20 protein-coding genes and 2 riboswitches are annotated in these 19,324 nt (G+C 73.4%); of the genes, 11 read left to right on the forward strand and 9 right to left on the reverse strand.

Features of this window, described 5'->3' with window-relative positions:
- Positions 1–39 precede the first annotated feature (39 nt).
- Positions 40–759 carry a PadR family transcriptional regulator gene (locus IEY30_RS18560; protein WP_030202575.1) on the forward strand — a complete coding sequence of 240 codons (720 nt, stop codon included), beginning with the start codon at positions 40–42 and terminating at the stop codon, positions 757–759.
- 42 nt (positions 760–801) lie between these two features.
- Here the strand turns inward: IEY30_RS18560 and IEY30_RS18565 are convergent, their stop codons facing one another.
- Complete coding sequence (locus tag IEY30_RS18565) at positions 802–1,308, reverse strand: nitroreductase/quinone reductase family protein (RefSeq protein ID WP_030202573.1); 507 nt, start codon at positions 1,306–1,308, stop codon at positions 802–804.
- 56 nt (positions 1,309–1,364) lie between these two features.
- Between IEY30_RS18565 and IEY30_RS18570 the strand changes: the two genes are divergently transcribed.
- The 3 genes from IEY30_RS18570 to IEY30_RS18580 are packed head-to-tail and all read left to right on the forward strand — an operon-like array spanning position 1,365 to position 4,942.
- Complete coding sequence (locus tag IEY30_RS18570; RefSeq protein ID WP_052358944.1) at positions 1,365–2,915, forward strand: cobyric acid synthase; 1,551 nt, start codon at positions 1,365–1,367, stop codon at positions 2,913–2,915.
- Positions 2,912–4,294: a precorrin-6A synthase (deacetylating) gene (cobF, locus tag IEY30_RS18575; RefSeq protein ID WP_081920642.1), complete on the forward strand. Its 1,383-nt coding sequence runs from the start codon at positions 2,912–2,914 to the stop codon at positions 4,292–4,294. The genes IEY30_RS18570 and cobF overlap by 4 nt, the downstream gene beginning before the upstream one ends.
- A gap of 9 nt (positions 4,295–4,303) precedes the next feature.
- Entirely contained in the window at positions 4,304–4,942 is a 639-nt protein-coding gene (locus IEY30_RS18580; protein ID WP_030202562.1) for a hypothetical protein, read from the forward strand.
- A gap of 10 nt (positions 4,943–4,952) precedes the next feature.
- Here the strand turns inward: IEY30_RS18580 and IEY30_RS18585 are convergent, their stop codons facing one another.
- Complete coding sequence (locus IEY30_RS18585) at positions 4,953–5,528, reverse strand: dienelactone hydrolase family protein (RefSeq protein WP_030202561.1); 576 nt, start codon at positions 5,526–5,528, stop codon at positions 4,953–4,955.
- Positions 5,529–5,589: 61 nt separating this feature from the next.
- On the opposite strand from IEY30_RS18585, the gene IEY30_RS18590 reads away from it, so the two are divergent.
- Positions 5,590–6,183 (forward strand): helix-turn-helix domain-containing protein, encoded by a 594-nt coding sequence (locus tag IEY30_RS18590; RefSeq protein ID WP_030202558.1) that lies wholly within the window; start codon positions 5,590–5,592, stop codon positions 6,181–6,183.
- A 159-nt stretch (positions 6,184–6,342) separates the two neighbouring features.
- Positions 6,343–6,801 carry a DUF2510 domain-containing protein gene (locus IEY30_RS18595; protein ID WP_052358942.1) on the forward strand — a complete coding sequence of 153 codons (459 nt, stop codon included), beginning with the start codon at positions 6,343–6,345 and terminating at the stop codon, positions 6,799–6,801.
- Between the two features lie 6 nt (positions 6,802–6,807).
- Here the strand turns inward: IEY30_RS18595 and cobN are convergent, their stop codons facing one another.
- Entirely contained in the window at positions 6,808–10,476 is a 3,669-nt protein-coding gene (gene cobN, locus IEY30_RS18600) for a cobaltochelatase subunit CobN (protein WP_030202556.1), read from the reverse strand.
- A gap of 40 nt (positions 10,477–10,516) precedes the next feature.
- Positions 10,517–10,650: riboswitch (cobalamin riboswitch) on the reverse strand.
- A 210-nt stretch (positions 10,651–10,860) separates the two neighbouring features.
- On the opposite strand from cobN, the gene IEY30_RS18605 reads away from it, so the two are divergent.
- From IEY30_RS18605 to IEY30_RS18615, 3 genes are read left to right on the forward strand one after another with little or no spacing between them, the layout of a single operon-like run.
- Positions 10,861–11,820, forward strand: coding sequence for a 4Fe-4S domain-containing protein (locus IEY30_RS18605; protein WP_229675088.1), 960 nt, complete (start codon positions 10,861–10,863; stop codon positions 11,818–11,820).
- Complete coding sequence (locus IEY30_RS18610) at positions 11,817–12,467, forward strand: precorrin-8X methylmutase (protein ID WP_030202552.1); 651 nt, start codon at positions 11,817–11,819, stop codon at positions 12,465–12,467. The genes IEY30_RS18605 and IEY30_RS18610 overlap by 4 nt, the downstream gene beginning before the upstream one ends.
- Positions 12,464–13,990: a precorrin-2 C(20)-methyltransferase gene (locus IEY30_RS18615; protein ID WP_030202550.1), complete on the forward strand. Its 1,527-nt coding sequence runs from the start codon at positions 12,464–12,466 to the stop codon at positions 13,988–13,990. The genes IEY30_RS18610 and IEY30_RS18615 overlap by 4 nt, the downstream gene beginning before the upstream one ends.
- Before the next feature lie 20 nt (positions 13,991–14,010).
- Here IEY30_RS18615 and IEY30_RS18620 read toward each other — a convergent pair whose 3' ends face one another.
- The gene (locus IEY30_RS18620) at positions 14,011–14,382 is read right to left on the reverse strand and encodes a hypothetical protein (RefSeq protein WP_030202548.1); all 372 of its coding nucleotides are present in this window, start codon (positions 14,380–14,382) and stop codon (positions 14,011–14,013) included.
- A 29-nt stretch (positions 14,383–14,411) separates the two neighbouring features.
- On the opposite strand from IEY30_RS18620, the gene IEY30_RS18625 reads away from it, so the two are divergent.
- Positions 14,412–14,702 carry a DUF1905 domain-containing protein gene (locus tag IEY30_RS18625; protein WP_030202545.1) on the forward strand — a complete coding sequence of 97 codons (291 nt, stop codon included), beginning with the start codon at positions 14,412–14,414 and terminating at the stop codon, positions 14,700–14,702.
- Between the two features lie 9 nt (positions 14,703–14,711).
- Here IEY30_RS18625 and IEY30_RS18630 read toward each other — a convergent pair whose 3' ends face one another.
- The 5 genes from IEY30_RS18630 to cbiE form a co-directional block, all read right to left on the reverse strand.
- Positions 14,712–15,119 (reverse strand): hypothetical protein, encoded by a 408-nt coding sequence (locus IEY30_RS18630; RefSeq protein ID WP_052358940.1) that lies wholly within the window; start codon positions 15,117–15,119, stop codon positions 14,712–14,714.
- A complete protein-coding gene (locus IEY30_RS18635; protein WP_043417314.1) occupies positions 15,116–15,901 on the reverse strand; it encodes a CbtA family protein in 786 nt (261 codons plus the stop codon). The genes IEY30_RS18630 and IEY30_RS18635 overlap by 4 nt, the downstream gene beginning before the upstream one ends.
- Before the next feature lies 1 nt (position 15,902).
- Entirely contained in the window at positions 15,903–16,109 is a 207-nt protein-coding gene (locus IEY30_RS18640) for a CbtB domain-containing protein (protein ID WP_030202535.1), read from the reverse strand.
- Positions 16,110–16,140: 31 nt separating this feature from the next.
- Positions 16,141–16,316: riboswitch (cobalamin riboswitch) on the reverse strand.
- 50 nt (positions 16,317–16,366) lie between these two features.
- On the reverse strand, positions 16,367–17,140 hold the full coding sequence (locus IEY30_RS18645; RefSeq protein WP_030202533.1) for a cobalt-precorrin-4/precorrin-4 C(11)-methyltransferase: 774 nt from the start codon (positions 17,138–17,140) through the stop codon (positions 16,367–16,369).
- On the reverse strand, positions 17,137–18,426 hold the full coding sequence (gene cbiE / locus IEY30_RS18650; RefSeq protein WP_229675089.1) for a precorrin-6y C5,15-methyltransferase (decarboxylating) subunit CbiE: 1,290 nt from the start codon (positions 18,424–18,426) through the stop codon (positions 17,137–17,139). The genes IEY30_RS18645 and cbiE overlap by 4 nt, the downstream gene beginning before the upstream one ends.
- 174 nt (positions 18,427–18,600) lie before the next feature.
- On the opposite strand from cbiE, the gene IEY30_RS18655 reads away from it, so the two are divergent.
- The gene (locus IEY30_RS18655; protein ID WP_030202527.1) at positions 18,601–19,260 is read left to right on the forward strand and encodes a hypothetical protein; all 660 of its coding nucleotides are present in this window, start codon (positions 18,601–18,603) and stop codon (positions 19,258–19,260) included.
- The last annotated feature ends 64 nt before the right edge of the window (positions 19,261–19,324 follow it).

Below are 19,324 nucleotides of genomic sequence, written 5' to 3' on the forward strand. Positions count from 1 at the left end.
CGACTGTTCGTGAGTCGCGTTCGTAGAAGGAGAACCACCATGCACGGACACCACCATCACCACACCCGACGTGAGTCCGGCTGGGACGGCAGCTGGGGCGGCGGCTGGGGAGGCCAGGGCAACGGCCCCGGCTTCGGACCCGGACGGGGCCCCTGGGGCGGTCCCGGAGGACCCGGCCCCGGCGGCCGCGGCCGCCCCGGTCCGCCCCCGTGGGTCGCCGACCTCGTCCGCCACTTCGGCGGGCCCGGCTTCGGCCCCGACTTCGGTGGCCCGCGCCGCGGGCCCCGCGCCCGTCGAGGCGACGTCCGCGCCGCCATCCTCGACGTCCTGGCGGGCGACGAGATGAACGGCTACCAGCTCATCCAGCAGATCTCCGAGCGCACCGGCGGCGCGTGGAAGCCGAGCCCCGGCTCGGTCTACCCCACCGTCCAGCAGCTCGAGGACGAGGGCCTCGTCGAGGGACGCGACGTCGACGGCCGGCGCCTGCTGCGCCTGACCGACGCGGGTCGCGCCTACGTCGAGGAGAACGCCGAGGAGATGGCTGCCACCTGGCGGCCCTTCGAGGAGCAGGCCGAGGAGGAGGCGCCCCGGCCCTCCGGCGGCGCGAACGACCTGATGCCGCTCGTCGGCCAGGTCATGGGCGGCATGTGGCAGGTCGTCACGACCGGCACCTCGCAGCAGCGCGCCGAGGCGGCGGAGATCCTCACGGAGACCCGACGCAAGCTCTACCGGCTGCTCGCCGACGGCGACCCGGAGTAGGAGCCGACGTCACCAGCCGGCACCACCTGCACCCCGGGCGCGTCAGTCGCGCTCGGGGTGCAGCACGAAGAAGCCGAGGTCGCGGCCGCCGGCGCGCTCCTCGTAGGCCGTGTAGCCGCGGTAGTACTCCAGCGCCGCCTCGCGCACCCGCTCCTTGTCGGGGCCCTGCACCTGCTCGGCCCGGACCCGGTGCACGACGCCGTCGATCTCGAGGGAGGCCCGCGGGTGGGCGCGGAGGTTGAAGTACCACGCCGGCGGCCGCTCGGAGCCGTAGTGCGAGGCGATGACGCCCCACCCGTCCTCGAGCGGGGCGAGCATGAGCGGCACGGTGCGCGGCTGACCCGACCGGGCGCCGGTCGTCGTCAGCAACCCGACCGGGACGGCGGCGAGCCACTGGCTGGGCAGGGTGCGACCGGGTGCGAGCCGGTGCCCGAGCCCGTCGAGCCGGTGCAGCACGCGCTTGGACACCCAGGCCCCGGGACGCGACGCGACGAGCCCGCGCAGCGATCGCTGGACCGGGTTGGCCTCGTCGACACGGCGCAGCTGCATGCCTGAAGCGTAGGACCGACCCGGGTGCGGCGGGGGTCGTCCGGCAGGATGGCCGGGTGCCCTCGTCCGCGCCCTCCGACCGCCCCGGCCGTCCAGACCGCTCCGGCGCGTCCGGCCTCCTCGTCGCCGGCACGTCGTCCGATGCGGGCAAGTCCGTCATCGTCGCGGGCCTGTGTCGTGCCCTCGCGCGCCGCGGGGTGAAGGTGGCGCCGTTCAAGGCGCAGAACATGTCGAACAACTCGATGGTCTGCCTCGACGGCGGTGAGATCGGCCGCGCGCAGTACCTCCAGGCCCAGGCCGCCCGCCTCGAGCCGACGACGGCGATGAACCCCGTCCTGCTCAAGCCCGGTACCGACCGGCGGTCGTTCGTCGTCGTGCGCGGCGAGCCGGCCGGGACGCTCGAGGCGGGGCAGTATGCCGTGGGGCGCGCCCACCTGGCCGACGCGGCGTTCGCGGCCTACCGGGAGCTCGCGGACGAGTACGAGCTCGTCGTCTGCGAAGGCGCCGGCTCACCGGCGGAGATCAACCTGCGCGCGGGTGACTACGTCAACATGGGGCTGGCTCGCGAGTTCGGGCTGCCGGTGGTCGTCGTCGGCGACATCGACCGCGGGGGCATCCTCGCCTCGCTCTACGGCACGTGGGCGCTCCTCGGCGAGGAGGACCGTGCCCTGCTGAAGTCCTTCGTCATCAACAAGTTCCGAGGCGACGCCTCGGTGCTCGAGCCCGGGCTCGACGAGATCACCGACCGCACCGGCGTGCCCTTCCACGGGGTCATCCCGTGGCTGCTCGACGTCTGGCTCGACAGCGAGGACACCCTCGAGGTCGGTCACTGGCGCGCCTCGACCGCGCTGTCCGCGACGTCCCGCGACCGGCTCAAGGTGGCCGTCATCCGGCTGCCGCGCATCTCCAACGCGACCGACGTCGACGCCCTTGCGGCCGAGCCGGGGGTCGACGTCCTCGTCACGGTCGACGCGGCCGTCGCCGAGTCCGCCGACCTGCTCATGCTGCCCGGATCACGTTCGACGGCAAGTGATCTCGAGTGGTTGCGCGAGCGGGGGCTGGCCGATGTCGTCGCCGCACGCGTGGCTGCCGGCCGTCCGGTGCTGGGGGTCTGCGGCGGCTACCAGATGCTCGGTCACGAGATCGAGGACGACGTCGAGGGGCAGGTCGGCGTCGTGCCGGGGCTCGGGCACCTGCCCGTGCGCACCGAGTTCGGCCAGGCCAAGGTGCTCGCGCGCCCCGCCGGCTCGTGGGACGGGCACCCGGTCGACACGGCCTACGAGATCCACCACGGCATCGCCACGCTCGGGGGGCTCCGCCCCACGGGTGCCCCCCAAGAACCCGCGCCCGAGCCGTTCCTGGACGGCTGGAGCGTCGGCTCGGTCTGGGGGACGATGTGGCACGGCGCGTTCGAGAGCGACGGCTTCCGTCGCGCCTGGCTCGCGCAGGTCGCGCGAGCGGCGGGCTCCCAGTGGCAGCCCCACGCCGATGCGCCGGGCTTCGCGGAGCGGCGCGAGCGCATGCTCGACACGCTCGCCGACGCCCTCGAGGAGCACGTCGACATCGACGCCCTCCTCGCGCTCACCCGAATCGGAGCCACGACGTGATCGACCGGATCCGCATCATCGGCATCGGGATGGGTGACCCGCTGCAGGTCACCGGCGAGGCCGCCCGCGCGCTCGGCACCGTCGACGTCTTCCTCGTCGCCGACAAGGGCGACGCGAAGTCCGACCTCGTCGCGGCACGCCAGGCCGTCTGCGAGGCCCTCATCCCCGCCGACCACGCCTACCGGGTCGTCGAGGTCCCCGACCCGAGGCGCGGGCCCGACGCGGAACGCGACGACACGGCATACGACCGCGGGGTGCGGGACTGGCACGCGGCGCGCGTGGATGCCTACGCCGACGTCATGGAGTCGCTCCGTGACGGGGAGACGACGGTCGGCTTCCTCGTGTGGGGCGACCCGGCCTTCTACGACTCGACGATCCGGGTCGTCGACGCGCTCGTGCAGCGTTGGGCCGCAAAGGGACTCGACGTCGACCTCGACGTCATCGCCGGCATCAGCGCACCGCAGCTGCTCGCAGCCCGCCACCGCATCCCGCTCAACCGCATCGGCGCGCCGATCCACGTCACGACCGGACGCCGTCTCGTCGACGAGTACGACCCGGCCCTCGGCGACGTCGTGGTCATGCTCGACGGGCAGCTCGCCTGCGCGGAGCTCGCCGACGCCTTCCCCGACATCGAGCTCTACTGGGGCGCCTACCTCGGCACGCCCGACGAGCTGCTCGTGCACGGCCGGCTCGCCGACGTCGTCGACGAGGTGCGCCGGCTGCGTGCGGAGGCCCGCGAGCGTCACGGGTGGGTGATGGACACCTACCTGCTGCGGCCACCGGTCGGAGCTGCGGAGAGCTCGGGCCCGAGCGGCTTCCCGGACACCGAGCCGCTGGGCGACGGCGTCGTCACGGTGCGGCCGGTCACCGCCGCCGACTGGGAGGTCGTGCGCGACGAGCACAACAACGAGGAGTCGCTGCGCTGGGACTTCGCCGGCCGGCCGCACACCGACGAGCGGGCCAGACGGCTCGCGGCCCAGGCACGGCGCGAGTGGCGGCTCGGTCGGGCCGCACGGTTCGTCATCGTCGACGCGGCCACAGGCCAGGGGGCCGGCGTCATCAACGTCATGCGGATGGGGCCGCCCGGCCTCGGACTCATCGGCTATGGCGTGCTGCCCGCCTTCCGGGGACGCGGCTTCACGACGCGGGCGCTGAGGCTGGTGTCCCGGTGGGCGTTCGACGAGGCAGGCATCGACCGGCTCGAGCTCGGGCACAAGGCGGACAACGTCGCCTCGGGCCGCGCGGCCGCGAAGGCCGGCTTCAGCCCCGAGGGTCGGCTGCGCCAGCGCCTGCCCAACCCGGACGGCACCCGCTCCGACGAGATCTACTACGCCCTCGTGCGGGGCGATGCCCACGACCGGACGCCTCCCACGGGCTAGGGTCCCGGTATGGACGGTCGGGGCCACAGCTTCGCCGACGGCGCGAGCCCGGTCGGCGTCGTCGTGCCCGACGACCGGCCCAGGCGTCTGGAGCTGCCGCGACTGAGGCGCCCGGCGCGGTGGTCCCTGGGGCTCGGGGCAGCCTCCGTGATCCCGCTGTCGCTCAACGCCTTCCTGCCGCCCGAGAAGCTCCTGTTCTCGTCGGGCTCGGCCCAGTCCGGCTGGACGGTCAACCTCGCCGCCGCCCTCTTCTTCGGCGCCGGGTGCTTCGCGTGCGTGTGGCTCGTGCGCCTGCAGGGGCTGCTCGGCCGAGCCGGACGCCTGCCATCGGTGTCGCCGGACATCGGGCTGTGGATCATGTGGGGCCTCCCGATCCTCTCCTGGATCCTGCCAGCGGTGCGAATCTCACGCTGGGACAAGGCCATCCACGGACAGCGCTCCTGGACCACCATCGTCTGGGCCGTCCTGTGGGTGCCGTTCTCCGCACAGCTCTACGGGTCCCGGCCGCCCGGCGTCACGCCCGACCCGGCGGACGCCTGCGGCTTCGTGGCGCTCACCGTGGCCACCTTCACCCTCTGGTGCACGACCGTCGTGCGGCTCACCCGGGGCGCGGAGGTCGTGGCCCACGAGACGGGCGTGGGCGGGTAGACCCCTCCCGCTACACCCGGGCGAGGAAGTCGAGGACGCGCTGCTGCACCAGGGCGGCGGCATCGGCGTCGTGGGCCGGCGCGCTGGCGTCGGCGAAGAGGTGCCCGCAGCCGGGATAGAGGAACAGCTCGCCGTCGCCGCCGGCCTCGACGACGGCGCGCGCCGCGTCGACGTCGCCCTCGTCCATGAAGAACTCGTCCGCCTCGCCCCCGTGCACCTGCACGGGCACGCCGGCCGGCCAGTCGGGCGCGAACTCCCCCAGCGGGATCGCCGAGTCGAGCAGGACGGCGCCACGCGCACCCGCTCTGGTCTGCGCCAGACGCTGGGCGGCCATGACGCCCAGGGAGAACCCGGCATACACCAGGTCGTCGGGCAGCCCCTCGGCAGCGGCGACACCCTGCTCGAGCAGAGCGCCGAAACCGATGGAGCGCGCGTTGGCCATGCCCTCGTCGAGCGTCGCGAAGCTCCTGCCCGAGTAGAGGTCCGGCGCGTGGACGGTGTGGCCCGCGGAGCGCAGGGCGTCGGCGAAGGCGAGGAACCCGTCGGTCTGGCCCAGCGCGTGGTGGAAGAGGAGGACGTCGGCCATGCTTGCTCCTGTGCTCGAGGCTTCCCGCGGCTTTGATCCATCAATCTAGACTGATCCAACAATGTCGATCAATAGCCAGCAGCTCCCCGACTACGACCTCCCCGACGCGGTCGAGCTGACGACCCCTGCCCAGCTGCGGGCGATCGCCGACCCGCTCCGCTCGTCGCTGCTCGACCTCGTGCTCGAGCGCGCGGCCACCGTGGCCGAGCTGGCCGCCGCCGTCGGTCGCCCCCGGAGCACGGTGGCCCACCACGTCGGCGTGCTCGTCGACGCCGGCATGCTCCGCGTCGTGCGGACGCGCCGGGTGCGCGCCATCGAGGAGCGCTACTACGGCCGCACCGGTCGCACGGTCACCATCGCCATCGCCCGCCACCCCGGCGACCCGACGGTCCCCGTCTGCGTCAACGGCCTCTCGGTGGCGGCCGCCGAGTCGGTCCCGGCGCACGAGGAGGACACGCTCTACTCGACGCTGCGCCACGTGCGGATCCCGCGCGAGCAGGCGTCGGAGTTCTGGCAGCGCGTCGAGGGTCTGGTCCGCGAGTTCACCGCGCTCCCCCGGTCGGGCGACACCGTCTACGGCCTGGCCGTCGGGCTCTACCCCACCGACCAGCCCGTCCTCCCCGAGCCGTCGGACACCGGGGACGAGCGCGCCTGAGCGCGCGCTGATCGGGCGCCTGATCGCGCAGGAGCTGCTGCTGGGCGACACCGGGTGCGCGATCTCGCGCCGGATCTGGGCGCGGAACGACGCAAAACACCGAGACCGGCCAGCTTCGCGGCATACCCTCGTGCCCTGTCACGCAACGAGGAGTCGGGCATGGATGACGCACCTTCGGCGCCCCCGGGCTGGTACCCGGCGGGCGAGGGCGAACGCTACTGGGACGGTCGCGCCTGGACCCCGCACGTGCGCCCGCCCATGGCCCCGCCCGTCGCGGCGCGGGACACGCACGGGCTGCCCCACCAGGTGTCCGGCGCGTCGTGGCCGCCACCGGGCAGCGGCCCGGCACCGGTGAACGCCCCCGTCTACATCACCCAGGTCGCCCCCAAGAGTCCCGCCCTGTCCGCGCTCGCGTCGTTCTTCCTGCCCGGCCTCGGCAGCATGATCAACGGCGACGTCGCCAAGGGCATCGGGATCCTCGTCGGCTACTTCATCAGCTGGGTGCTCGTCATCGTCCTCGTCGGGATCGTCGGCGTCTTCGGCTTCTGGGTGTGGGGCATGGTCGATGCCGCCGAGGGCGCGAGGCGCTGGAACGCGCGCCACGGCATCCTCAGCTAGCGCCGGTCAGTCCTCGAGGTCGCCCTCGACGTCGAGGTAGACCTGCTGAAGGTCTGCCAGCAGCTGCGGGTCCGGCTCGGCCCAGAGCCCGCGATCGACGGCCTCGTGCAGCCGCTCGACCATGCCGTGCAGCGCCCACGGGTTGGCGTGCTGGAGGAAGTCGCGGTTCTCCTTGTCGAGCACGTACGTCTGCGCGAGCTGCTCGTACATCCAGTCGGTGACGACGCCGGCCGTCGCGTCGAACCCGAAGAGGTAGTCGACGGTGGCGGCCAGCTCGAAGGCGCCCTTGTAGCCGTGCCGGCGCATCGCCGCGATCCACCGGGGGTTGACGACGCGGGCGCGGAAGACGCGGGCCGTCTCCTCGGTGAGGCTGCGGGTGCGCACGGCGTCGGGTGTCGTCGAGTCGCCGACGTACGCCTTGGGCTCGCGCCCGGTCAGCGCGCGGACCGTCGCGACCATGCCGCCGTGGTACTGGAAGTAGTCGTCGCTGTCGGCGATGTCGTGCTCGCGGGTGTCGATGTTCTTGGCTGCGACGTCCATGCGCGCGTAGGTGCGCTCCATGTCGGCCCGAGCAGGTATGCCGTCCAGCTCGCGCCCGTAGGCGAAGCCGCCCCACGTGGCGTAGACCTCCGCGAGGTCGGCGTCGGAGCGCCAGGTGCCCGACTCGATGAGCGGGAGGATGCCGGCGCCGTAGGAGCCGGGCTTGCTGCCGAAGATGCGGGTCGTCGCGCGCCGGGCGTCGCCGTGGTCGGCGAGGTCGCCGGCAACGTGGGCGCGCAGGTAGTTCTCGTCGGGTGACTCGTCGAGGTCGGCGACGAGCTGCACGGCGTCGTCGAGCATCGCGATGACGTGGGGGAAGGCGTCGCGGAAGAAGCCGGAGATGCGGACCGTGACGTCGATGCGAGGGTGACCGAGCTCGGCGAGCGGCACCACGTCGAGCCCGACGACGCGGCGCGACATCTCGTCCCAGCGGGGCCGCACGCCGAGCAGCGCCAGCACCTCGGCGATGTCGTCGCCCGACGTGCGCATCGCCGACGTGCCCCAGACCGACAGGCCCACCGAACGCGGCCACTCGCCGGTGTCGGCGCGGTGCCGGGCGAGCAGGTCGTCGGCGAGCCGCTGTCCGGTCTCCCAGGCGAGCCGGCTCGGGATCGCCTTGGGGTCGACGGAGTAGAAGTTGCGGCCCGTGGGCAAGACGTTGACGAGGCCACGGAGCGGCGAGCCGGAGGGACCGGCGGGCACGTAGCCGCCGTCGAGGGCGTGCAGCACCGCGTCGATCTCGCCCGTCGTCGCCCGCAGCCGCGGGACGACCTCGCGGCACGCGAAGGCGAGCGAACGGCATACGCCCTCCCTGTCGACGTGCGGGAGGTCACCGAGCTGATCGGCGACGATCCCGGAGACCGCGCTCTCCTGCCAGCCGGCCTCGGCGAGGGCCGCGACGAGCGCGACGGCCTGCTCCTCGGCGTCGTCGACGGACGAGCGCTCGGACTGCCCCTCACTCAGCCCGAGCGCCGTCCGCAGACCAGGCACCGCGCCGACCGCGCCGGCGAAGACCTGGTTGGCCCGCAGGATCGCGAGCACGAGGTTGGCGAGGCCCTCCCCCGCGGGGGCCTCGCCGAGGACGTGGAGGCCGTCCCGGATCTGGACGTCCTTGACCTCGCAGAGCCAGCCGTCGACGTGCATGACGAACTCGTCGAAGGCCTCGTCGTCGGGACGCTCGTCGAGCCCGAGGTCGTGGTGCATCTGCGCGGCCTGGATGAGCGTCCAGATCTCGGCGCGCAGGGCCGGCGCCTTGGCCGGATCCATGACCGAGACGTTGCCGTACTCGTCGAGCAGCTGCTCGAGCCGGGCGATGTCGCCGTAGGACTCGGCGCGCGCCATCGGCGGCACGAGGTGGTCGACGATCGTCGCATGGGCCCGGCGCTTGGCCTGGCTGCCTTCGCCGGGGTCGTTGACGAGGAACGGGTAGACGAGCGGGATCGAGCCGATCGTCGCGTCGGGTCCGCACGATGCGGAGAGCGCGAGGTTCTTGCCCGGCAGCCACTCGAGGTTGCCGTGCTTGCCCATGTGGACGATCGCGTGGGCGCCGAAATCCGCTGCGAGCCAGTCGTAGACGGCGAGGTAGTGGTGGGTCGGCGGGAGGTCGGGGTCGTGGTAGATCGCGATGGGGTTCTCGCCGAAGCCGCGCGGCGGCTGCACGAGGATGACGACGTTGCCGGCGCGCAGGCTCGCGGCGACGAGCTCGCCCTCGGCGTCCGTGTGCCGGTCGACGAAGACCTCGCCCGGCGCCTCGCCCCAGTGCTTCGTGACGGCGTCGCGCAGCGCGGCAGGCAGCGCGTCGAAGTGCTCGCGGTAGCGGGCGGCGGGGATCCGCACCGGCTGGCCGGTCAGCTGCTCCTGCGTCAGCCAGTCCTCGTCCTGGCCGCCGGCCTCGATGAGCGCGTGGATCAGGGCGTTTCCGGCCGTGGTGTCTGCGGTCTCGCCGTCGACGGGCTCGAGCGGTCCGGTGCCGGGGATGTCGCCCGGGGCGCCGAGGTCGTAGCCGGCGTCGCGCATGGCGCGCAGCAGCCGGATGATCGAGACCGGGGTGTCGAGGCCGACGGCGTTGCCGATGCGCGAGTGCTTCGAGGGGTACGCCGACAGCACGATCGCGATGCGGCGCTCACTGGTCGGGGTGTGCCGCAGGCGGGCGTGGTTCACGGCGAGCGTCGCCAGTCGCGCGCAACGCTCAGGCTCGGGGACGTAGTGCGGCAGTCCGTCGCCGTCGATCTCCTTGAAGGAGAACACGCCCCCGATGATCCGGCCGTCGAACTCGGGCACCGCCACCTGCGTCGCGACGTCGAGCGGGCTCATCCCGTCGTCGCTCGCCTCCCACTGGTCGCGGCCCCACGTGAGGCACAGGCCCTGGATGATCGGCACGTCGAGCGCGGCGAGGGCCTGCACGTCCCAGGCCTCGTCGTCCTCGCCGGCACTCGCAGTGCCGGGCTTGGTGCCGCCGGCGGCGAGCACGGTCGTGACGAGGACGTCGTATGCCGTGAGGTGCTCGAGCAGGTCGGCCGGCGCCTCGCGCAGCGACGACACGTGCACCGGGACGCCGATGCCGCCGGCTGCGTCGACCGCGTCGGCCAGCGCGTGGACGTAGGCGGTGTTCTCCGCGGCGAACTGGGCGCGGTAGAAGAGGATCCCGACGCGCGGGCGGGGAGTGTCGCCCGCGACGTCGGAAATCTGGGTGGCCGCGGGCTCGGGGCGGTCGAGCACGCCCCAGGCCGGCAGCGGGGCCGGCGGCTCGAAGCCCTCGCCGGTCATGAGCAGCGTGTCGCCGAGGAAGGCGTGCAGCTCGCGCAGGTTCGCGGCCCCGCCCTCGGCGAGGTAGCGGTGGGCCTCGGCGACGACGCCGGGCGCGACGGTCGAGAGGTCCATGAGCGAGGCGTTCGGGGTCTGCTCCCCGCCGAGCACCACCATCGGCTTGCCGGCGCCCCGGATGCGGCGGAAGCCGTCGCAGAGGTCCTGGGGGCCGCCGAGGATGCGGGCCACGACGACGTCGGCAGCCTCGATCGCCTCGGCCATCGAGGTGTGGCCGGGTCGCGACGGGTTGGCGAGCAGGTAGTCGGCACCGCTGCCGCGGGCACACAGCAGGTCGGTGTCAGACGTCGAGAGCAGCGCGATGCGCGTCACTGGAACTCCTCGGCGGGGTATCCGCGCCCCGCGGTCGAAAGGAAACGAAGCGCTGCCGGCAGTTCCTGACTCACCGTCTCCCTCACGGGTGGCGGCTCACAGTGGCGGGACCGTCCCGGATTCTCACCGGGTTCCTGGGTCGACGACGCTGGGCCCACCATAGCCCGAGACGGGCGCCTTGACGACGCGAGGTCCGGGCCTATCCTGTGCCGCGTGACCGCCCCGACGAGCCGACCGCGCCCGGCAGCCGACGCCTGCCCGGGTGTCGCGCGACCGTTCTCGGCGGCTGACGGCTCCATCGTGAGGCTGCGCCCGGCGGCCCGACCGGTGCCGGTGACCGCCCTACGGAAGCTTCTGGATCTCGTTGCAGGAGAAGCGGATCCGGTGATCCAACTGACGTCACGGGCCGCGCTGCAGCTGCGTGGTCTCCCGGACCCGCTCCCGCCTGTCACCGTCGCCGCGATCCGGGCCACCGGGCTCGTCCCGTCCGACACCCACGAGCTCGTCCGCAACGTCGTCGCGTCGCCGCTCTCGGGCCTCGACGGTGTCGGCCGGTGCGACGTGCGGCCCCTCGTGGCCGACCTCGACGACGCCGTGTGCGCCGATCCCCGACTGTCGGGCCTGGGCGGACGGTTCCTCTTCGTCGTCGACGACGGACGTGGCGACGTCAGCGGCATGACCGCCGACCTGGCCTTCCTCGCCACCGGGCCGGACCGCGGTGTTGTCCTCGCCGGCGGCAGCGGCCACGGCTGGGACGTGTCGCTCGACGAGGCGGTGGACCTGATCGTCCGCCTGGCGCGCGAGTTCGTCGACCGCGCCGGCGGCGACGAGTCGGTCTGGCACGTCGACGATCTCGCCGACCCGCTCGGGCCCGAGCGGACCGCCGTGGCGGCACGCAGCCCCGCTCCCCCGCACCCGTTGGGAGCGGTCGGAGAGCACGCGATGGTCGGCGTGCCACTGGGGCTGCTCCGGCCCCACCACGTCGACGCCCTCGCCCGCACGACCGATGCCGTACGCGTGACGCCGTGGCGCTCGCTCGTCGTCGAGCGGGGCGCAGCCCTCCTCGCCGAGCTCGAGGCGGCGGGCTTCGCGACGCACGTCGGGTCGCCGTGGCACCGGCTGCACGCCTGCACCGGCCTGCCCGGCTGCTCGCGCTCGACCCTCGACACCCGAGCGCTCGCTCGTGAGCTCGCCCCCGTGCTGCCCGCCGGGCGCCTTCCCGTCCACGTCAGCGGGTGCGAGCGCCGGTGCGGGACGCCCGCCACGGCGTACGTCGACCTGCTCGCGCCGCCCTCGCTCGAGGCAGCCCTGACCACGATCCACGCCACCCCGGAGCCCAGATGAGCACGCCACCGACCCGGCGCTACGACTACGAGACGGACGGGGCGGAGATCTATCGCCGGTCGTTCGCGACGATCCGCGCCGAGGCCCGCCTCGACCACCTCGCCGAGGACGCTCGCGTCGTCGCCGTGCGCATGGTGCACGCGAGCGGCGACGTCGACCTGACCGAGCACATCGCCGTGCACCCCGGCCTCGTGGGCGCGGCCCGCTCCGCCCTGCGGTCCGGCGCACCCGTCTTCACGGACGCCCACATGATCGCCTCGGGCATCACCCGCGCCCGGCTGCCGCGCGACAACGAGGTCGTCTGCACGTTGCGCGACGAGCGGGTCCCCGCCCTCGCAAAGGCTTGGGGCACCACGCGATCCGCGGCAGCGGTGTCGCTGTGGGGCGATCGCGTCGAGGGCGCCGTCGTCGCCATCGGGAACGCCCCCACGGCCCTCTTCCACCTGCTCGAGTCGATCGCCGACGGCGGCCCACGGCCTGCTGCGATCATCGGCATCCCGGTCGGCTTCATCGGGTCGGCCGAGTCCAAGGTCGCTCTCGCCGAGAACCCTTTCGACGTCCCATGGCTCGTCGTCCACGGCCGCCGTGGCGGCTCCGCGCTGGCGGCCTCGGCCGTCAACGCCCTGGCTCGGGAGCAGGAGCTGTGACCGGCTGGCTGCGTGGGGTCGGCGTCGGCCCCGGCGATCCCGAGCTCGTCACCGTCAAGGCGGCCCGGCTCATCGGACAGGCCGATGTCGTCGCCTTCCACAGCGGGCCGCGCGGCGACTCGATCGCACGGCGCATCGCGGCGTCGTACTTCCGCGACGGCGTCGTCGAGGAGCTGCTCGCCTACCCCGTCACGACCGGCACGACGGACCACCCGCTCGGCTACCACGGGCTCATGGCCGACTTCTACGACGAGTCCGCGGATCGCCTTGCGGCGCATCTGGACTCGGGCCGCAATGTCGTCGTGCTCGCCGAGGGCGACCCGCTCTTCTACGGCACGTACATGTATCTCCACGACCGTCTCGCGGACCGCTACGACACGGCCGTCGTCCCCGGCGTCACGTCGGTGAGCGGGTCCGCGGCTGCCGTCGCGACGGGTCTGTGCCGACACGAGGACGTGCTCACCATCCTGCCCGGCACGCTGCCGGTGCCCGAGCTCGCCCGCCGCCTCGCCGACACGGAGGCTGCGGTCGTCATGAAGCTCGGCCGCACCTTCGAGAACGTGCGGGAGGCGCTCCGCCAGGCCGGCCGGCTCGACGAGGCTCGCTACGTCGAGCGGGCCAGCTCGGACGCGGAGCGCGTGCTGCCGGTCGCAGAGGTCGATGCGTCGACCGTGCCCTACATGTCGATGGTCGTCGTGCCGGGCAAGGACCTGCGCGCCGACGCTGCCGGCCGCGCGCAGCCTGCGACCACGGAATCGCCCGCCACCCAGCAGGACCCGTCGCCTATGCCGTCCGGCGAGGTCGTCGTCGTCGGGCTGGGACCGGGACCCGACCGTTGGCTGACGCCCGAGGTGTCGGCCGCCCTCGCCGAGGTCTCGCACGTCGTCGGCTACGCGCCCTACGTGGCCCGGGTACCGCAGCGGGAGGGCCTGACCCGGCGCGCGTCCGGCAACACCGTCGAGGTGGACCGGGCGCGGGACGCCCTCGAGCTGGCCCGCACGGGCGAGCGCGTCGCGGTCGTGTCGGGCGGGGATGCCGGCGTCTTCGGCATGGCATCGGCGGTGTTCGAGGCAGCCGAGACCCACGGCTACGCGGACGTGCCCGTGCGCGTGCTCCCTGGCCTGACGGCGGCCCAGGCCGTCGCCGCCCGGGCCGGCGCACCGCTCGGTGGCGACTTCGCCGTCATCTCGCTCTCGGACCGGCTCAAGCCCTGGGCCGTCATCGAGCGACGCCTCCGCGCGGCCGCCGCCGCCGACCTGGTCGTCGCGCTCTACAACCCCGCCTCACGCTCGCGCACCGAGCAGATCGCCCGTGCCAAGGAGGTCTTACTCGAGGAGCGCGACCCCGGGACCGTCGTCGTCGTGGGCCGCGACGTCGGCCGGGCCGAGGAGTCGCTGACGGTGACGACTCTGGTCGACCTCGACCCCGCGACGATCGACATGCTGTGTCTCGTCATGGTCTGCGCCTCCGGCACCCGCGTCACCGACGCCGGCCAGGTGTGGACGCCACGCTTCGTACCGTGAGGGGTCGCGCCAGCTGACGCTCACGGTCCCCGAAAGGTGACGAGGAAGAGGGCGAAGAGGGCGACCACGACCAGCACGCTGCCCACAAGCACAGTGACGAGGTAGCCACGCGCGAGCGGCCGCGCCCGAGGCCGGCCGAGGGCGACGAGCGCGACCACGACCCCGACGAGCAGCGTCGCAAGGGGCACCTCCCTGCCGATCCGCACGAAGAGGGTGAGACCCACCACCCAGACGAGGTGGGCGACACCGACGAGCTTCCCCGTCCGGATCGCTCGCCGACGCTCCGCCGCGGACAGGGGTCGCGTCGACGCCGGCCTCGCCCCGGCGGGCGCCGCCGGCCAGCGGTAGCCCTCGTGCTGCGGCGGCAGGCCCGGCTCGTCACTGCTGCTCATCGACGCAGTGTGCCTGCCATCCTGTCCGCATGGAGCTGGATTTCGAAGGATCCGTCTACCAGTGGCGCGGGCCGTCGCCCTACTTCTTCGTGCGCGTCCCGGAGCCCGAGGCCGAGGCGTTGCACGACGTCGCCCACGTCAGCTACGGCTGGGGCATGATCCCCGTGACCGCGCGCGTGGGTCGCACCGAGTGGACGACATCCCTGTGGCCCAAGGACGGCGGCTACATCGTCCCCCTCAAGGACGCCGTGCGCCGGGCCGAGGACATCGAGGACGGCGACGTCATCGGCATCGGGCTCGACGTGCGCGCGGACCTGTGACGCGACGCGTCAGACCGCCGACCAGGTCAGCGACAGCCCACTCGGTGTGAACGCACGCTCCGCGACCTCTGCACCGGGCTCGGCGACACCGGGCCCACCCTGCCTGACCCAGCCGGTGATCGCGTCGACCGAGGCGCCGTCGAGGACGGCTCGCACCCAGACGGGCCGACCTCCCGCGCGGCGACCCACGGCCGACGGCGTCACGACGACGACGTTCGACTCGTCGCACGCGAGCAGGCACCCGCTGCGCAGCACCCGGGCGCGTCCTCGGGTGCCGACCTCGAGGCGTGCGAGGAGCCCGTCATGGTCGACCCCGGGGTGCTTGCTCTCGGTGCCGCAGCAGCAGTCCCGGCACACGCGCACGATGCACGTGCGCTCGGGATCGTCGTCAGGACAAGGGCTCTCGTATGCCGTCACGCCGACACGGGCGCACCGGTGTCCGCGCGCACGTCGTCGTTTCGGGCCGCACCGGCTCGCTCCAGGAGCAGCCCGAACGTGAGCCCGAGCGTCAGCCAGAGGGCAGCGAGCTGCGCGAGGGACGCGAGACGGAAGTCCCAGACCAGGTCGGCCGGCACGTCGGCCGGCACCTGGTCCGGCGTCCCCGGCACGAAGGCCATCACGAGTCCGACGAGGAGGACGACTGCCACGACGTCGAGGGCCCAGCGCGTCGACGGCGCCATCACCCGTCCGGCCAGCCGCCGATCGAGCGCCGGCACGACGACCGCGATCGCCACTCCGAGAAGGAGGGTGACGGCATACAGCATCGTGCGTCGTCCGACGGTCGACGGGTCACCGACGGCGGGTGGGTTGGCCGGGATCTTCAGCGCCGGAAGGAGACTCACGGCTGCGAAGCCGATCGCGGCCAGCACGAGCGCGCGACCGAAGTCGCCACTCCCGGGAAGGCGGTCCCGCAGCCGGGCGAAGACGACGGCGAAGACGACGCCGACGGCCACGCCGACGATCACTGCGGTCACGGCGCCGCCGACGACCTGGGCCGCACGCGACACGAGGGGCTCCTCACCGCCGTGCATCGGCAGGCCCGCGGCCTGTCCCCCGTGCATCCCCCGCCGGTCCTCGATGACGAGGGCCCGACGGATGACCGGTTCGACGACGAGCCAGATGACGACCGCGGCCGCCAGGCCGGCGAGCATGCCTGCAAGGACCCCGCGCCGCAGCACGGAGCCGAAGCTCAGGCCCACCTCAGTGGCAGGGGACGCCGAGAGCGTGACGCGCGTCGTGCGTCAGCTCGTGGAGCATCTGCGCAGCAGGTGCACTGAGCAGCGCACCGTTCTCCTGCGAGACGAAGTAGAGCGCGAAGACCGCGAACGCGAGCAGGGCCCACGCCCAGACGGGGACACGGACGGCGGAGACGGACGGGGCGGCGGGAGCCGATGCAACAGTGGTCATGGCGAATTGACCCTTTCTTTCCATGCCTCGTGGACAGATCATCGCCGCAGCCGGTCTCCTGGCTTCCAGATCGTCACGCCTCCCCAGCCTTCCCGGCGACCTGAGGTCACCAGTGGCGAACGATGGGGACTTGCTCCCTGGTCACAGTGGCGAGGACCACGTCGGAATCACACCGACTTCCCGTGCACTGCGGCACTCGCATCCTGACACAGCCGATGGCGCGGCGCCATGGGGACCCGCCGCCTAACCCGAAACCCTCACTCGCGCGGCGTGTTTCGCCCAAGACCCCTGATCCGTGTGCCGTAGAGGTGCGACTCGACGAAGTCGTCGCTGTCGCGCGCGCCCAGGGCGTGACCGACGAGGATGACCGCCGCCTGACGCAGACCGGCGCCCTCGACCCGGTCCGCGATGTCGCCGACGGTGCCCCGCAGGACGAGCTGGTCAGGCTGCTCGGCGTTGGCGACGACGACGACGGGGCAGTCGTCGCCGTAGTCCTCGACGAGGGTGGCCATGAGCTCGCGCGTGCGGCGGATCGCGAGGTGCAGCACCAGGGTGGCCCGCGACCGGGCGAAGTGCGCCAGCGACTCCGTCTCGGGCATCTGCGTGGAGTCGCGGTGCGCGCGCGTCAGCACCACCGACTGGGCCACCTCGGGCACGGTGAGCTCGCGCCCGACGAGCGCCGCCGCGGCGGCGTAGGCGGGCACGCCCGGCGTGACGTCCCACGGCACACCGGCCCGGTCGAGCCGCCGCGTCTGCTCGGCGATCGCGGAGTAGAGCGACGGGTCGCCGGAGCACAGCCGGGCGACGTCGTGACCCGCCTCGTGCGCGCGGACGCAGCGCTCGGTGATGGCGTCGAGGTCGAGGTGCTGCGTGTCGACGAGCTCGGCCCCGTCGGGACAGTGCGCCAGTACCTCGGCACCGATGTAGGTGCCGGCGTAGAGGCAGACCTGCGACTCGCCGACCATCCGGACGGCACGGAGGGTGAGCAGGTCGGCGGCTCCCGGGCCGGCTCCGATGAAGTGCACGGTCACGACTGGTCCTCCGGATCCGTTTGGGGCACAGGCTTCTCCACCGACCACTGCACGACCGATCGTGCGGGCTTCCAGCCGTGGAGGCTTCCGATGGTGTCGAGGTCCTCGACGGCGATCCTCGTCATCGACCCGCCGAGGCGGCCGCGCGCCTCGTGCAGCAGCACCTCGGTCTCGACCGTGACGCCGTGGACGACGAGTCGCCCTCCCGGCGCCAGAGCGTGCCAGCAGGCGTCGATGAGGTCGGTGCTCGCCCCGCCACCGACGAAGACGGCATCGGGCTGCGGCAGCGTCGCCACAGCGTCCATGGACGCGCCCTCGACGACCCGCAGCCCCGGCACCCCGAGAGCTCGTGCGTTGCGGCGCACCCGCTCGGCCCGGACGGGGTCGCGCTCGACGGCGTGCACCTCGTTGCGCGGGTGCTGGCGGGCGAACTCGATGCCGACCGACCCGGCTCCGGCGCCGAGGTCCCACAGCACGTCGCCCGGCTGGGGCGCCAGGTGCGCCAGCGCGGCGGCCCGCACGACCCGCTTGGTCAGCTGCCCGTCGTGGTCGTATGCCGTCTCGCCCAGTCCCGGGACGAGCGACCTCGCGCTGCGGCCGGGGTGCGCCTCGCACTCGACGCAGACGAGGTGCAGCCGTGGCGCGGGGCCGCCGTCCCACGAGGCGGCAAGCCCGTCGGTCCGCGACTCGTCCGGGGACCCGAGGTCACCGAGCACCGTGAGGCGACTGCCGGCATACCCCTCCTCGACGAGCAGGGAGGCGACGCGGGCCGGGGCGTCGGCACCGGACGTCAGGACGACGAGCCGGGCACGGGGCACGAGGTCGCGTCGCAACCGGTCGAGGTCACGACCGACGAGGGTGACGACGTCGGACTCCTCTGCGGCCCAACCCATCCGGGCTCGGGCCAGGGCGACCGACGACACGCCGGGGTGGATGCGCACGGCGTCCGCGCCGAGCTCGCGCACGAGGGTGGAGCCGATCCCCGACACCAGCGGGTCACCGCTCGCGAGCACCACGACGCGCTGCGGGCCGAGCTCGGCGAGCAGGCCGCGAAGCCGAGGGAGGAGAGGTGACGGCCACGGCACGAGCCGCCGGTCGGGACGCGTCTCGAGCATGGCGAGGTGACGCTCGCCCCCGATGACGACGTCGGCCTCCTCGACCAGCCGGCGGCACGTGGCATCGAGCGAGTCGACCCCCGACGCGCCGACCCCGACCACCTCGAGCACCGGTGGACGGCCCGCCGTCACCGCACCGTCGCTGCTGCTCGCGTCCCGGATCGAAGCCACGCCGGTGACCCTAGCCGGGCGCCGCGGGCGATGGCCCTGCCGTCCGACGTGGACCTCCTGAATCGAGATGTCCGTTTCGCGCCGCAGAGGCGTCCGCGTCGTCCATGATGGGCTCCGGGTCCACGGGGGGTGGGCCCGACATGGAGATCTCCCGGGGGGACGGGGCCAGGCAGCATGCACACGAACTTCTCGACCACGGCTGCGCGCGAGTCCGGCGCGTCGCACTGCGACGCGTCCCCGGGACGCCGCGGCCCCGGCACGCACGCCGACGTGGCGGGCGCGCTCGCGCGCCTCGACGCCGGCGCGGACCTTCATGCCCAGGTGGCGGTCGAGGTCGGCACCCCGGCCTCCGTCCTGCTGCACCACGGGTGGGTCGACCACACCGGCATCCTCGTCGTCGACCGCGGGGCGCAGGGGGCCGACCTGATCGACGTCGACGTCGCGTTCCTGCCGGCGACCATCGCCCGGCTCACGAGGCTGCAACCACGCCCCCGGCTCGAGGGCCGGGGCGGACCCGTCGACCGCAGCGTCCTGGACGCGCTCGTGAGTCCCAGCCTGTCGTGCCGCCCGAGCTCCGCGGCAGCCCTCGCGACGGCAGCCGTCCGGTGGCCGGACGTCGCGCAGTGCCTCACGACGGGGGCGTGGCGAATGAGCGTCGTCGACGTCGCCGACAGCCGGACGGGCAGCACGCAGACCGAGCAGCTCAGCTGGCTCGACACCCCCGCGGGCGTGCTGCGGGTCGACGGCTACCCCCACGCGCCGGTCCTGGCCGGCACGTCGGCGGAGTGCATCTGGGAGGCGCTCGTCACGACGCTGCCGTCGTGCGCCCGTTGAGCGCCCGCTGAGCCCTCGTACATCACCGCTGGCTGGCTGCTGACTCCACGGCCTGACACCCCCG

The organism is Terrabacter tumescens (assembly GCF_014646815.1).
Taxonomy (GTDB): Bacteria; Actinomycetota; Actinomycetes; order Actinomycetales; family Dermatophilaceae; genus Terrabacter; species Terrabacter tumescens.